The organism is Aeromonas sp. QDB14 (genome assembly GCF_027707845.1).
Classification (GTDB): Bacteria; Pseudomonadota; Gammaproteobacteria; order Enterobacterales; family Aeromonadaceae; genus Aeromonas; species Aeromonas caviae.
The window spans coordinates 1-13,338 of record NZ_JAPCJD010000095.1 but is presented as its reverse complement, the minus strand read 5'-3'; the positions used below and the strand labels follow the sequence as shown (position 1 = coordinate 13,338).

General features: G+C 64.1%; 12 protein-coding genes and 1 pseudogene. 8 read left to right on the top strand and 5 right to left on the bottom strand.

The genetic code is table 11. The features are described 5' to 3' along the window. Positions 1-137 precede the first annotated feature (137 nt). Positions 138-2,033 (bottom strand): PhoX family protein, encoded by a 1,896-nt coding sequence (locus tag PG887_RS19970; protein WP_270822729.1) that lies wholly within the window; start codon positions 2,031-2,033, stop codon positions 138-140. Positions 2,034-2,296: 263 nt separating this feature from the next. Continuing rightward, positions 2,297-3,205, bottom strand: coding sequence for an SAM hydrolase/SAM-dependent halogenase family protein (locus tag PG887_RS19965; protein ID WP_042015034.1), 909 nt, complete (start codon positions 3,203-3,205; stop codon positions 2,297-2,299). Positions 3,206-3,355: 150 nt separating this feature from the next. Here PG887_RS19965 and PG887_RS19960 point away from each other — a divergent pair, with 150 nt between their 5' ends. Beyond that, positions 3,356-3,817, top strand: a complete 462-nt coding sequence (locus PG887_RS19960) for a hypothetical protein (protein ID WP_270822728.1) — start codon at positions 3,356-3,358, stop codon at positions 3,815-3,817. A gap of 7 nt (positions 3,818-3,824) precedes the next feature. Here the strand turns inward: PG887_RS19960 and PG887_RS19955 are convergent, their stop codons facing one another. Next, complete coding sequence (locus tag PG887_RS19955) at positions 3,825-5,051, bottom strand: MFS transporter (protein WP_270822727.1); 1,227 nt, start codon at positions 5,049-5,051, stop codon at positions 3,825-3,827. Positions 5,052-5,181: 130 nt separating this feature from the next. On the opposite strand from PG887_RS19955, the gene PG887_RS19950 reads away from it, so the two are divergent. The 7 genes from PG887_RS19950 to PG887_RS19920 all read left to right on the top strand — a co-directional run bounded on the left by PG887_RS19950 (position 5,182) and on the right by PG887_RS19920 (position 12,284). Next, a complete protein-coding gene (locus PG887_RS19950) occupies positions 5,182-5,889 on the top strand; it encodes a LysR substrate-binding domain-containing protein (protein ID WP_270822725.1) in 708 nt (235 codons plus the stop codon). An 89-nt stretch (positions 5,890-5,978) separates the two neighbouring features. After that, entirely contained in the window at positions 5,979-6,650 is a 672-nt protein-coding gene (locus tag PG887_RS19945) for a CsgG/HfaB family protein (protein ID WP_270822723.1), read from the top strand. A gap of 11 nt (positions 6,651-6,661) precedes the next feature. Beyond that, positions 6,662-7,021, top strand: a complete 360-nt coding sequence (locus PG887_RS19940; protein WP_202041978.1) for a DUF4810 domain-containing protein — start codon at positions 6,662-6,664, stop codon at positions 7,019-7,021. Further along, the gene (locus tag PG887_RS19935) at positions 7,018-7,671 is read left to right on the top strand and encodes a DUF799 domain-containing protein (RefSeq protein WP_270822720.1); all 654 of its coding nucleotides are present in this window, start codon (positions 7,018-7,020) and stop codon (positions 7,669-7,671) included. The genes PG887_RS19940 and PG887_RS19935 overlap by 4 nt, the downstream gene beginning before the upstream one ends. Before the next feature lie 217 nt (positions 7,672-7,888). Beyond that, entirely contained in the window at positions 7,889-9,364 is a 1,476-nt protein-coding gene (locus tag PG887_RS19930; RefSeq protein ID WP_270822718.1) for a GGDEF domain-containing protein, read from the top strand. Positions 9,365-9,465: 101 nt separating this feature from the next. Then, the gene (locus PG887_RS19925) at positions 9,466-10,719 is read left to right on the top strand and encodes a DEAD/DEAH box helicase (RefSeq protein WP_270822716.1); all 1,254 of its coding nucleotides are present in this window, start codon (positions 9,466-9,468) and stop codon (positions 10,717-10,719) included. A 221-nt stretch (positions 10,720-10,940) separates the two neighbouring features. After that, positions 10,941-12,284, top strand: a complete 1,344-nt coding sequence (locus PG887_RS19920; RefSeq protein WP_270822715.1) for a ferredoxin reductase family protein — start codon at positions 10,941-10,943, stop codon at positions 12,282-12,284. Between the two features lie 90 nt (positions 12,285-12,374). Here PG887_RS19920 and PG887_RS22750 read toward each other — a convergent pair. Next, positions 12,375-12,455: pseudogene (locus PG887_RS22750) on the bottom strand (subclass B2 metallo-beta-lactamase); the annotation flags it as partial. Positions 12,456-12,845: 390 nt separating this feature from the next. Continuing rightward, entirely contained in the window at positions 12,846-13,256 is a 411-nt protein-coding gene (locus tag PG887_RS19910) for an RES family NAD+ phosphorylase (RefSeq protein ID WP_270822714.1), read from the bottom strand. Positions 13,257-13,338 lie beyond the last annotated feature (82 nt).

The window sequence follows — 13,338 nt, the reverse complement described above, 5'->3', positions numbered from 1 at the left end:
TGGCATATGGATTTAGGGACTCAGAATACTTTTTTCTGAAAATCAAGGCGGCCTTCCCCGGAAAGCCGCGATGAACCCAAAAAAAGCCGCCCGAAGGCGGCTTTTGTCATCACGGGCCAGTCGGTTACCCCGGGCCATCAGGCGCCGATGATGCCGCCATCGTCCCGGGTGATCCGCAACACAGCGGAGCGGGGAATGGCGGTGCCGCCGTCCGGGAAATGGGAGGGCGCCCCCTCCTCACCCGGGTGCTGCACCCCGACGAACAGAGTGCGCCAGTCAGGCGTGAAGGTGAGGCCCGTTATTTCGCAGGCCACAGGGCCGGTCAGGAAGCGGCGCACCTCGCCGCTCGCGGGATCGGCGCACAGCATCTGGTTGTTGCCCATGCCGGCAAACTGCTTCTCGTTGGAGTAGTCGCCGTCGGTCTGGATCCAGAGCCGCCCCGCCTCGTCGAAGCCGATGCCGTCCGGGCTGTTGAACATGTTGTCCGGATGGATGTTGGCACTGCCCGCCATCAGCCCCTCCTTGTGCACGCCAGGGTTGCCCGCCAGCAGGAAGAGATCCCACTCGAAGCTGTCGCTCCCGTGATCGTCCCCCATCGGGCGCCAGCGGATGATCTGGCCATAGGGGTTCTCGGCCCTGGGGTTGGCGCCATCGAGAGGTTGGTTCTCCTTGAGGCCGCGGTTCTTGTTGTTGGTTAGGGTGCAGTAGACCTCGGCCCTGTGGGGATGCACGGCCACCCACTCGGGCCTGTCCATGGTGGTGGCACCGAGCCGGGTCGCCGCTTCCCGGGCGAAGATGAGCACCTCCCCCTGATCGGCGAAGCCGTTCTCCCGGGTCAGACCATGCTCGCCGTGTACCAGGGGCAGCCACTGGCCGGTGCCCTTGAGCTCCCCCTCCCTCGCCTCGAAGCGGGCCACATAGAGGGTGCCCTCGTCCAGCAGATCCCGGTTGGCGGGGTCATTGCCCGGCGCCACCTTGTTCTTCGAGACGAAGCGGTAGATGTGCTCCCCCCGCTCGTCATCGCCGAGGTAGACCACGGCGCGGCCATCCTGGTTGACGGTGAAGGCCGCATTCTCATGCTTGAAGCGGCCAAGGGCGGTGCGCTTCTTCGGGGTGGAGGCGGGATCGCGGGGATCGATTTCCACCACCCAGCCGAAGCGGTGCGGCTCCTGGGGATGCTTCGCGAGATCGAATCGCTCGTCAAATTTGTGCCAACCAAAGCCCGCATCCTCGGCGGCCAGACCGTAGCGGGCGGCGCGCTGGTCCAGCGCCGGCTTGCCCTCGCTACCGAAGTAGCCGTTGAAGTTCTCCTCGCAGGTGAGGTAGGTGCCCCAGGGGGTCTGGCCATTGGCGCAGTTGTTGAAGGTGCCAAGGGCGGTGCGCCCCTCGGGATCGGCCTGGGTCTTGAGCAGGGCATGGCCCGCCGCCGGGCCGCTCAATGTCATGGGGGTCGTGGCGGTGATGCGGCGGTTGAGGGCCCCCTTGGGGTTGGCCTGCCACTTGCCATCGATGCGCACCAGCTCCACCAGGGAAACCCCGTGGGCCGCCTGGGCCTTGGCGACAGCCTCTGCACTGAGGGTCTTGCCACCATCTTCAAACAGGTATTCGTAGTTGGTGTATTCGTTGTTGACGGCGAGCAGGGCGCTGTCCGGGCCCAGGGAGAAGAAGCTCATGCCGTCGTTGTTGTCGCCAAACTGGCGGGCCTGGGCCTTGGCGTCGTTGCTTTGGGCAAAGGCGGGGGCATCGGGGAAGAGGGCATCTCCCCAGGCGATCAGCACCTCGGCCTTGTAGCCGGGCGGCACCACTATGCTGTCGGCCACCGAGGCGGGCACGGCCTGGAAGCCAAGCAGCGGCCGGGTTGCGGCGGCCACGGCCTGGGCCACGGGGCTCGCGGCAAAGAAGGCCACCATGCTGGCGGCGCCCACCCCTTTGAGGAAGCCACGGCGGCTGAGACCCGCCTCGATGAGGCGGTTGAACGCCGGCTCCTGCTCGCGGGGGTGGTTGGCACTGTCTTTCTCGTCAAAACGGCTCATCGGCTTTTCCTTGTTATCTCGGCGCAATCATTGCGTCATCACGGCGTCCGGCCACAGCATGGCAGCGCTTTATTAAGCAAGGATGACAAATGATGAGATAACCGGCTGGCCCGGCAAGACGCCATCGCCAAAGAGAAGGGGCGGTGGACACCAGTCCCACCGCCCCAAGAGACACATCGCCGACAGAAGCTCTCCCCTCTATCTAGCCGCATTTCTTCAGACTGCTATGCCCGCTTGTACCGGATAGCACCCGCTGACAGCGTCTAGTTGCACTTCTTCAGGCTGATATGCCAGTTGGCGCCGGATTGCACCTGGTGTTTGGCGGCGAAGCTGTCCATGTTCAGGGCCACCGACACCTGCAACAGGCTGTTGAGGTAGACCAGGGGCTGGCCCTCCGGCACATCGCCAAAGCTGCTGACATAGGGGGCCTTGCCCTCGTATTTCAGCGCATCCCCTTCGCTGATCCTGATGCAGGCGTTGTCCCCCTTGTGGATACCCGCCTTGGTCAGCAGGCTGTCGTCGATATTGGTCCAGACGTTGCCGTACTGCACGTCCAGGATCGGAATGGTGCCCTTGAGGGTACCGTCTTGCTCGGCCACCGCGGGCTGATAGGGGATGGTCACCACCTCGGCGGGCAGCAGAGGCCCCACCTGCTCGAAGCTGATGGCACCGGAGGCGAGGCGCGCGCCGGTGTAGGCGTAGACGTCGCGGCCGTGGAAGGTGTAGGACTTCTCGGAGCCCTTGAGGCGGTTGGTCTTCTCGTCTATCTGGCGCACCGCCTCGATGCCGAAGTGCTCCGCGACCAGGGTCAGGGTGCCGTTGTCAGGGCTGACAATGTAGTGGCCGCTCCTGGTCTTGAGTACCACCGACTTGCGTTCGGTGCCGACACCGGGGTCCACCACGCTGACGAAGACGGTGCCCGCGGGCCAGTATTGCAGGGTCTGATAGAGGCGGTAGGAGGCTTCCCAGATGTTGTAGGCCGGGATCTCGTGGGTCAGGTCATGGAGCGGCAGGGTGCGGTCCACCCCGAAGGCGACCCCCTTCATGGCCGAGACGGCGCCATCCTTGAGACCGAAGTCGGTCTGGAACACCAGGGCCTCGTTGGCAAGGGCACTCGCCCCCACCAGAGAGAGGGCGAGCACGAGGGCGCGGGGGACGATACGAATATCCATGTCAGGGCTCCTTTAAAGACGTTTGGACGTCCAGATTGCCACTCATGGCGATCTTTGCAACCCCTGATGCCCGAATGGGGGGCGAAATGACTCGCCAATCCGCCCCGTGCGGGTGTATCCATGGGGCATCCAACGCCGGGAGCACATCAGATGACCAGAGAGCATCACGACACCATTTTGCTGAGCCTGGGCAATACCCGAAGCCAGGTCGCGCTCACCGCGGCCGATGGCACCAGCCAGACACTTGCATTGACACTGGGGCTCGATGCCCTGACCCCGGGACCCTTTCGCCGGGATCCGCCGACGCCCCTGGATCTTGAGCAAGCCATCATGGTGGTGGAGGATGTACTGATGCCCCTCGCGGCACGGATCCCGCCCCACCCCGTGCTGCACCTGCAAAGCCCGGAGCCCCTGGCCGAGGTGCTCGGCAACCGGGTGCAGAGCCGGGAAAACATTGAGCGGTTGTTCGGCCAGCTTGCCGCCATGGTGGAGGGGGATCCCCTGGCGTCGGCCCAGTTGCCGAGGGAGAGGCGCATCGCCGCCGCCCTGCTGATCCTGCGGGAGTGGATGCACCACCTGGATGCCGGGAGCGTCGTCCTGGTCGATGGGTGATGCCCTGTCACACAGTGGGTTCGAAGCGCCGCCGAGACACCGCCCAGGCCAGCCCCAGGCTTGTCAGGGTGCTGCCGACGAAGAGCAGATCCAGCGCGACGCCAAGACCGGCCCCGTCGCTCACCCAGCCCAGCAACACGGGTACCCAGTTCGCCACATAGGCGATCACATAGAAGAGGGAGAGCAGCCGCGCGTGGCTGGCCGGGGGCGCGATGCGATTGATCAGGGTCGCACTGCCCACGAACACGGCCCCCTGGGCATAGCCCGCCACCAGCAGCCCGAGCCCCGCCAGCCAGCTGGGCAGGCCGTGAACGGCCCCGGCAAAGAGCAGCACGCACAGCGCCAGGGCCAGCACGCCGCTTTGCAGGGTATGGCGAGCATCCAGGCGACGGGCCCAGAGCTGGCAAAGCCCGGAGAAGACCAGATAGGCCGCGACAAGATAGCCGAACAGCCCCAGATCCGTCATGCCCAGTATCTCGCTCACCACCTTGGGACCCATGGCCAGCAAGCTGGCCGCCACCGCCCAGGCGGTGAAGAGCGCCAGGGCGCAAAGGAAGAACCCGACCCCCGTGGCCCTGAGCCCCTCTCCCAGGGCTCCGCCACCCTGCCCGCTCAGGGCGGCCTCCGTCGCCCTCACCCCTTTGGGCCAGCTCAACACCAGCCCCCCGATGGCGCAGCCCGCCATCCCCAGGATCAGCAGAAACGGCAGCGTGGTCGGGTAGAGATCCTGCTGCAGCGCCAGCCCGCTGAACACGGGGCCAAGGGCCAGTCCGGCGGTGAAAGACAATGTGGCGCTCAGCGCCGCCCGCTTGCCCCCATCCCTGGGGCCAAAACGCAGCAGCGCCACATTGGCGGCACCGGTCAGGCTGCCCGTGCCAATCCCGGCCAGCAGCCGCGCCAGCAAAAGGGTCCAGAAGCTGTCGGCCAGGGAGAAGAGCAGGGCCCCGCCCCCGACCGCCACCAGGGCAGGCAGGATCAGGGTGCGCAGATCCGCCACGCGTCCCGCCAGGTTGCCCACCCCGAACAAGGCGATGAGCACGCCCCCCGCATAGCCGCCATAGATGAGGCTGAGGCCGAGATCGCTTAGAGCCAGCGCCGCCTGGTAATGGGGATAGAGCGGGGTAGGCACGCTGCTGTTGAGCAGGGCCGACATCAGGGCGAGGGAGAGAAACCAGCGCAGACGAGGATGGACAACCTGACCTGGCTCGCAAGCCGGGACGCTTGAGACAGACATGGACACTCCAGTGGCAGACGAATGAAACCGCAATCGGGAGCGACATCATAGCGATCCCGCCCACCCCGGACTGCGGCAGTTCTGCATCACGCCGACTCAATCCTGCATCACGTCGGGGTGGCGCACGCCCTTGGCCGAGGCCATGGCGCAGGCGGCCCTGGCCATGATGCGCACCGCGAGCCTGGGGGAGCTGGAAGGGGAGCTTTGCATCGCCACCACGGATACCCTGGCCCAGGGCTTCGTGCTGCCCGCGTTCACCCTGCTGCGCCAGCGCCACCCCGGCATCCGCCTCAAGTTGCTGACCGCCGTCAGCGTGAGCGACATCCCCAATCAGGAGGCGGATCTCGCCATTCGCAGCGTGCGCCCCGAGCAGGGAGATCTCGTGGTCAAACGGCTCGCCACCATCAAGATGGGGCTCTACGCCTCTCCCGACTACCTGGCCAGGCGGGGCACGCCCCGCTCGGGTCAGGCACTGCAAGAGTACGACCTGCTGCTCTTTCCCAGAGAGCTGGTGGCCCGTCACTGGCTGAGTCTGTGCGGCGAACCGCTCCACGAGCCCAACGTGGTCATGCAGAGCAATGCCCAGCTGGTGCTGATGGCCGCCGCCCGGCAAGGGCTCGGCATCGCCCTGCTCTCCACCTTCCTCGCCGAAGAAGACCCCGCCCTGGTGCGCCTGCTGCCTGGCCAGCACGATCCCATCGACATCTGGATGGTGCTGCACCCGGATGTGCAGAAGACGGGCCGAATGCGCGCCCTGGTGGCAGCCCTGGAGGAGGTGTTCCAGCCCCTGCAACAGACCCGGTCACCCGCCATCCCCTGTCAAACGCACAGGGATTGAGCGGGTATGCCCCCCATACGGGGCACTTTCTTCGCCACGAACCATGTTAGAGTCCGCCGCTGTTTTTTCCTTTGATAACGGGGCCTTACATGAAGAAGTTTGTTGTTTCATCCAGTGTCATCCTGATGGCGGGCTTGCTGACAGCCTGTGCGAGCGAGTCGTCGCGCACCCTGGAGGTACCCAAGGTTGCCTCCTATCAGAGCCACTATCAGGGCGCACGCAGCCCCATCGCCGTCGGCAAGTTCGACAACCGTTCCAGCTACATGCGTGGCATCTTCTCCGACGGCGTGGACCGGCTGGGCAACCAGGCGAAAACCGTGCTGATCACCCACCTGCAACAGACCGGTCGCTTCAGCGTACTGGATCGCGACAACATGGCGGAGATCCAGGCCGAAGCCGGGATCAAGCAACAGGCCCAGCAACTCAAGGGCGCCGACTACGTGGTCACCGGCGACGTCACCGAGTTTGGTCGCAAGGAAATCGGCGATCATCAGCTGTTTGGCATCCTGGGTCGCGGCAAGTCACAGATCGCCTATGCCAAGGTCAACCTGAACATCGTCAACGTCACCACCTCGGAAGTGGTCTTCTCTTCCCAGGGTGCCGGGGAGTACGAACTCTCCAACCGCGAGATCGTCGGCTTCGGCGGCACCGCCAGCTACGACTCCACCCTGAACGGCAAGGTGCTGGATCTCGCCATCCGCGAGGCCGTCAACAATCTGGTGAACGGTATCGAGACCGGTGCCTGGCGCCCGGCCCAATGAGGAGAGACGAGATGACGCTGTTCCGTCCTTCTCTGCTGCTGGTCAGCGGCCTGCTGCTGAGCGCCTGCGCCCAGGGGCCGCAGACGCTCTACAACTGGGAGCAATATCAGGGAGTGGTTTACCAGCACATGCAGGGTGACGACACCGGGGTCGAAGCGCAGATCGATGCGCTGGAGAAAAACCAGCAAGAAGCGAGCGCCAAGGGGCAGGCTGTGCCACCGGGCTTTCACGCTCACCTCGGCATGCTGTACGCCCAGCTCGGCAAGGATGCCCAGACTCGCGAGCAGTTCGAAACCGAGAAGCGCCTCTTCCCCGAATCGGCCCCCTTCATGAACTTCCTGATGTCCAGCAAGAAGGGAGAGACCCAATGACCCTGCGCACCCTCCTTGCCCTCACGCTGGGCGCCCTCCTCCTGGGCGGCTGTGCACAGGGCCCCGGCTACGACTACAGCAACTTCAAGGAGAGCAAACCAACCTCCATTCTGGTGCTGCCGCCGGTGAATCACTCGCCGGACATCAAGGCGGGCCCCAGCCTGCAATCCCAGATCACCTATCCGCTCGCCGAGTCCGGCTATTACGTGCTGCCGGTGGCGGTCACCAACGAGACGTTCCGGCAGAACGGCGTGACCGAGCCCGCCGACATCCAGGCGCTGCCCATCAAGAAGCTCCACGAGATCTACGGAGCCGATACCGCCCTCTACCTCGACATCAAGGAGTACGGTACCAGCTATCTGGTCATCTCCAGCGAGACGGTGGTCACCGCCAGTGCCCGCCTGGTGGATCTGCGCACCGGCAAGCTGTTGTGGGAAGGCAGTGCCAGCGCCAGCAGTGCCGAGCAGCAGGGCAATTCGGGGGGCGGCCTCATCGGCATGCTGGTGGTGGCGGTGGTCAATCAGATTGCCAACACCCTGACCGACAAGGGCCATGAAATCGCCGGCATCACCAGCGTCAGGCTGCTCAGTGCCGACACGCCCAACGGCATCCTCCCTGGCCCCCGCTCGCCGAAATACCAGGCTCGCTAAGGCGCCTGTCACAGTCCACACAAGAGGGCGCCATGCCCTCTTGTTTCAGTCCCCCCCCTTCCCCCGCCCACCATCGAATGCGATCTTATCGTCTATCTTTTTGATATTGCTGGCTCATTTTTGTGCACACCCCATGGCACCCCACCAACTTCATCTGGTGATGCCCGGTAAAATCAGTTACAAAAAAGGCCTCTGTCACCACGGGAGCGTTCACGCCATGGCCGCCTCACTGCTGCGTTTCCTCCCCCGTCGATGGCTCACCCGGCTTGGCTGGCTCTGCCCGGCCCTGATGGGGCTCGGATTGGTGTGCAACTACACCTACCTTCGTATCAGGCACGACATGGCGCTCATCACCGCCAAGCAGCCCAACCTGTTCGAGGTGTTCTATCAGCGGGCCCGCATCCTGGCGCCGGAGAAACTGGCCGCCTTCATCGACAACAGCAGCATCAAGATGCCCATCTTCAGCGAGAACGGGGATGCGACGGCCTATGCCTATGGCTATGATCTCCCCACCTTGAAGCGCCTGGCGGTCATTCCCGTGTTGCCCCCGGCCAACCAGATGCTCCTCGCCTACCAGTACGTCATCTCCAACCCCGAGGTCCTCAACCTCTACGCCTTCTATGATGATCGCCGCCTGCTCGGCATGGTCGCCAACCAGCGGATGCTGCCGAGCCAGTTGCTACCGGTCAACACCAACCTCAATGACATCGAGCCCTGGACCCACTATTTCGGCTGCGCCTTTTTCGCGGCCACCCATGTCCCCTGCAGCACGGATGAAGCCTGGGTCTCCGGTCTCTATACCGACACCTTCACCGGGTTGCAGGCCATCACCCTCTACTTCCCCTTCATCTATTACGAGCCCGCCATCAAGGACTACCGCTATGGGCTCAAGGGCATCGACATCGCCGTCGACCGTGCGTTCAAGGAGGTGCTGCGCCCCTTCGAGAGCCTCAATCCGACCCGGACCGTCCTCTCCTTCGAAGAGGTCGAGCCCTGCCGCCCGTTCCACCTCTGCCTGAGCACGCCGCTGATGCGCACTCAGGCAGGCAATGATCTCTACCTCAAGTGGTCATACAGTTACGGCGATTTCATCCGGTCCGTGCTCTACGGGGCGGCCTTCAAGCTCTATCTCATCATCCTGCTGCTGATCATGCTGACGGGGCGCAGCCTGGTTACCCGCCTGCGCACCCTGGCCCAGACCGACCACCTGACCCGACTGCCGCGCCGTGACATCCTGAACGAGGCGCTGCTGCAGGAGCACGACTACCTGATGATCCTCGGCATCGACAACTTCAAGTCCGTCAACGATACCCATGGCCACGGGGTGGGCGATTTGGCGCTCGTCGCCTTCGCCGCTCACCTCAAGGCCAATATTCGCAGGGGCGATGTCGCCATTCGCTGGGGCGGGGAAGAGTTCATCGTGCTGTTCAAGGGGATGGACGATGACAACATGATGCATCACTCCGCCGCCCGCCTGCTGGAGCGGCCATTGCGCATCCCCGAACTGCCCGCCCCCATCACCTTCTCCGCCGGAGTGACCCGCATTCGCGATTACCTGACGGTGGCCGAGGCGGTGCAACTGGCCGACGATCTGCTCTATCACGTCAAGCAGCACGGCAAGCGCAATATCGCCTATTACCAGGGGCAGACCATCCGCCTTGTCCGCGATCCGGGCACCGATTCGGCCCCCTGAGCGCCCCGGCTTCTGCCGCGCCCCCGCTATCTGTTACCATCCCGTCACGCTGATTGTTTCCGTCCCGGCCACGGGGCGGGATAACCCCATACTGGTGCCCTATGTCCATTGCCTCTTTCGCCGAACTGGCCCTCTCCCCCCGCTTGCAGCAAACCCTGACCGAGCTTGGCTACGCCGCCCCCACCCCGGTGCAGGCCAGCGCCATCCCCCTGATCCTCGCGGGGCGGGATCTGATGGCGGGCGCCCAGACCGGCACCGGCAAGACCGCCGCCTTCGTGCTGCCGCTGCTGGAGCAGTTGCTGCAACACCCGACGAGCGATGCCCCCCGCCCCATTCGCGCCCTGGTGCTGGTGCCGACCCGCGAGCTGGCGGTGCAGGTTGCCGAGAGCGTCACACGCTACGCCAGGGGCACCGACCTCACCAGCACCTTGGTCTACGGCGGGGTGAGCATCGCCGCCCAGGTGGAGGCGCTGAACGCCGGGGTGGATATCCTCATCGCCACCCCGGGCCGCCTGCTCGATCACCTGCGCCAGGGGGCGCTCACGCTGGCCGAACTGCGTCATCTGGTGTTTGACGAGGCGGACAGGATGCTCGACATGGGCTTTATGGACGAGATCAAGGCGCTGCTGAAGCAAATCCCGGCGGATCGCCAGACCCTGCTGTTTTCGGCCACCTGCGACGACAACCTCTTTGCCCTCTGCAAGGTGCTGCTGCGCGACCCGGCGCTGGTGGAAATGGCACCGCGCAACACCACGGCGGCCGAGGTGGAGCAGCGGGTCTATGCGGTGGACAGCGATCGCAAGGTGGCACTGGTCCAACACATGCTGACCGTGAAGGGCTGGGCACCGGCGCTGATCTTCAGCCGCACTCGCCAGGGGGCCGACAAGCTGGCCCAGCAGCTTGGCAAGGGGGGCATCAATGCGCTGGCCTTCCACGGGGATCTGTCACAGAGCGCGCGGGAAAACGTGCTGCTGGCGTTTCGCGCCGGCACCTTGCAGGCGCTGGTGGCCACCGACGTGGCGGCTCGCGGCCTCGATATCAGCGATCTCAACCATGTGATCAATCTGGAGTTCCCCTATCAGCCCGAGGATTACGTCCACCGCATCGGGCGCACCGGCCGCGCCGGCAACAAGGGGCTCGCCATCACCCTGTTCAGCCCGGAAGACGCGCCGCTTCTAGAGAAGGTGGAGGCAGTGCTCGACACCCGTCTGCCCCAGCAGTGGTTCCCGGGCTTTGAGCCGGATCTCACCCGCTTCGACCCCGAGCCGCGCCGCGCCAGCAAGGGCGCCCAGAAGCAGAAGGCCAGAAAGCAGGCCCTCGCGGGCAACAAGGGCGGCAAGGGACGAAAATCCTGACACGACTGTTTGCTGGGGCAGCCATGTGGCTGCCCCAGCATCACCACTCTCCAGACGCAGGCCTGTGGGGTGACGCCGACCGCTTTCCTGCCCCCCTGTTCTGCTCCGCGCCCTCCTCCTCAGTCCGCTTGCCCTGACCCGGCGACCCTTTGCCACACTCTGCTACAAAAGAGGTAGTAAGAGGGCACACTTTCGCCACAAAGCAGGCGTGCAATGGAGGCATGGACAAGGAGGACATCATGAAACCCGCATCCCTCGTCTGGGCCCTGCCCCTGACCCTCACCCTGCTCTGGCTCGCAGGCCTCACCCAGTGGCCCGCCAGCGTCTGGCCCTGGCGCCACGAGCTGCTGATCCTGACCGGTCTGCTTGGCCTCGGCGCCATGACCCTCTCTTTGCTGCTGGCCCTGCGCCTGCCGAGGCTCGAGGCCTGGTGCGGCGGGCTGGATCGCATGTTGCGCCTGCACCGCAGCAGCGCCCTCTGGGCCACCGGCACCCTCGTGGCCCACTGGCTGCTGGTGGAAGCCCCCAAGTGGGCTGTCGCCGCCGACTGGCTGACCCGGCCGGCGCGCCGCGGTGCTGGTGCTGGTGCTGGTGCTGGTGCTGGTGCTGGTGCTGGTGCTGGTGCTGGTGCTGGTGCTGGTAACGATGCCCTCTGGCACAGCCTCGGCAATACCCTGGGGGAATGGAGTTTCTATCTGCTGCTGGCGCTGGTGGTGGTAAGCCTGCTGGCGGTGGTGCGCTACGAGCGCTTCAAGGTGGTTCACCGGCTGGCCCCGGTCATCTATCTGATGGGCTGGCTGCACGGGCTCTGCCTGCTGCCGCGCATCGGCGCCCTGACCCCGGTCGGCCTGACCCTGCTTATCGGCGGCGGGCTGGGTACTCTGGGGGCGCTCTACTCCCTGTTTGGCCGGGTGGGACGGGACGCACGCCGCCAAGGGACGGTCAGCGCCCTCGCCCCCCTGGATGAGCGCACCCTGGAGATCCGGGTTGCCCTCACCGCGCCCCTGCACGGCTACCGCCCCGGACAGTTCGCCTTCTTCGACTTCGCCGGGCGCGGCGAGCCCCATCCCTACACCCTGGTGGATGTCTCGGCAGACTACCGCTCTCTGACCCTGGCGGTGCGCGCCCTCGGGGATCACACCCGCTGGCTGCACCAGCACCTCAGGGTGGGGGATGCCGTCATCGTGACCGGCCCCTATGGCGCCTTCGCCCTGCCGGATCCCGCCCCCGCGCTCTGGATGGGCGCCGGTATCGGCATCACCCCCTTCGTCGCCTGGCTGGAGGCCCTGGTGCGCCGCGGCGAAAAACGCCCCGGCACCACCTTGCTGCAATGCGCCCCCACCGCCGAGGCCGCCCCTTATCACAATCGGCTGGCCGAGCTGTGCCGCCGGGCCGGAGTCGACTACCGGCTGCATCTGGAGTCAGAGCGCGGCCGACTGGATCTGGCCGCCCTGGGTGAACGCCAGCACACCCCGGTGTGGTTCTGCGGCCCCGAGCCCATGGCCCACACCCTGGATGCCCATCTGGCCGCCCCGCTGCACCGGGAGCTGTTCCGCTTCCGTTGACAGATCAGCCCGGCGCGTTCAGTCATTGGCCTGATATTAGGGAAACTGGGAGACAGGCGGGCACGGGCCCCCTTGAGCGGGCCACGCCCCCGCCGCCCGCACGCTGCCGCCCCAGAAGCTTGCCACCAGTATCAAGGCCCCGGCCAGCCCGTATTTGATCCAGGATTTCATCGTCTTGCTCCCCTCTCTTTGGCCCTCGCCACCCTGTGGCAAGCCGGGCCTTTTAAGCAGTGGGCAGAAGATAGGGGGGATTTGTGAAGGGAAAATGAGGCTGTGTGAAGCCAAGGTGAAGTCGGGGGAGAAGTCAGCAGCGAGTCACGACAGACATGGTGGTTGGCAATGCGGGGAATGGAGAGAGGAAAGGGCTCAACATACGCAATCAACGCCTTGATGTAGGGACGATTAGCGCAGCGTAATCGTCCGCATACCGCCACGCACCGAGCAATGGCAAGGCAGGCAACCCTGGAGTCAGAGGCCTCTCGGTAAGCTCCCTTTCGCGATCGTCCGAATACGCTTCGCTATTCGATATGGCCATGATCCTGCCAAGCCAAATATGCTAAATTACCAATGCTCAGGCATATTATTGAAAGAGAACTTCACAGATGAAACCTCATGAAGATCACAAGCAATAACATCTGCTGATGTTAAGTCAAAGAGAGCTATGTTATGACCTGCAGCAAGAGAGCTTTTATAAGCAATCCCATCATATCCTTTGGACTTAATAAACTCAGAGATAATTTGGGTGGGTACGTAATCAGATGTCACATCCGATGCTTTTACCGGTCGAGAGAACGCATTATCTATATCAGCCCAAACAGCTTTGATGATTTCTTCCTGTTGTGGCTCCCCTAGATAAAATCGACGATTACCCTCTCCATACAACTCAGAAAAGTCAATCACCCTGAGTTTTCTATTAACTCTAAACCGTGCAAGTGAAATAATAGAACCTAACCATGGCCTAACTTCAGACATTGCCGTTCCTGATTACCCATGATTAGCAGTCACCACGAGCTATACTGATCTTACGTACAGTTACTGAGGTGCGAGATCATGG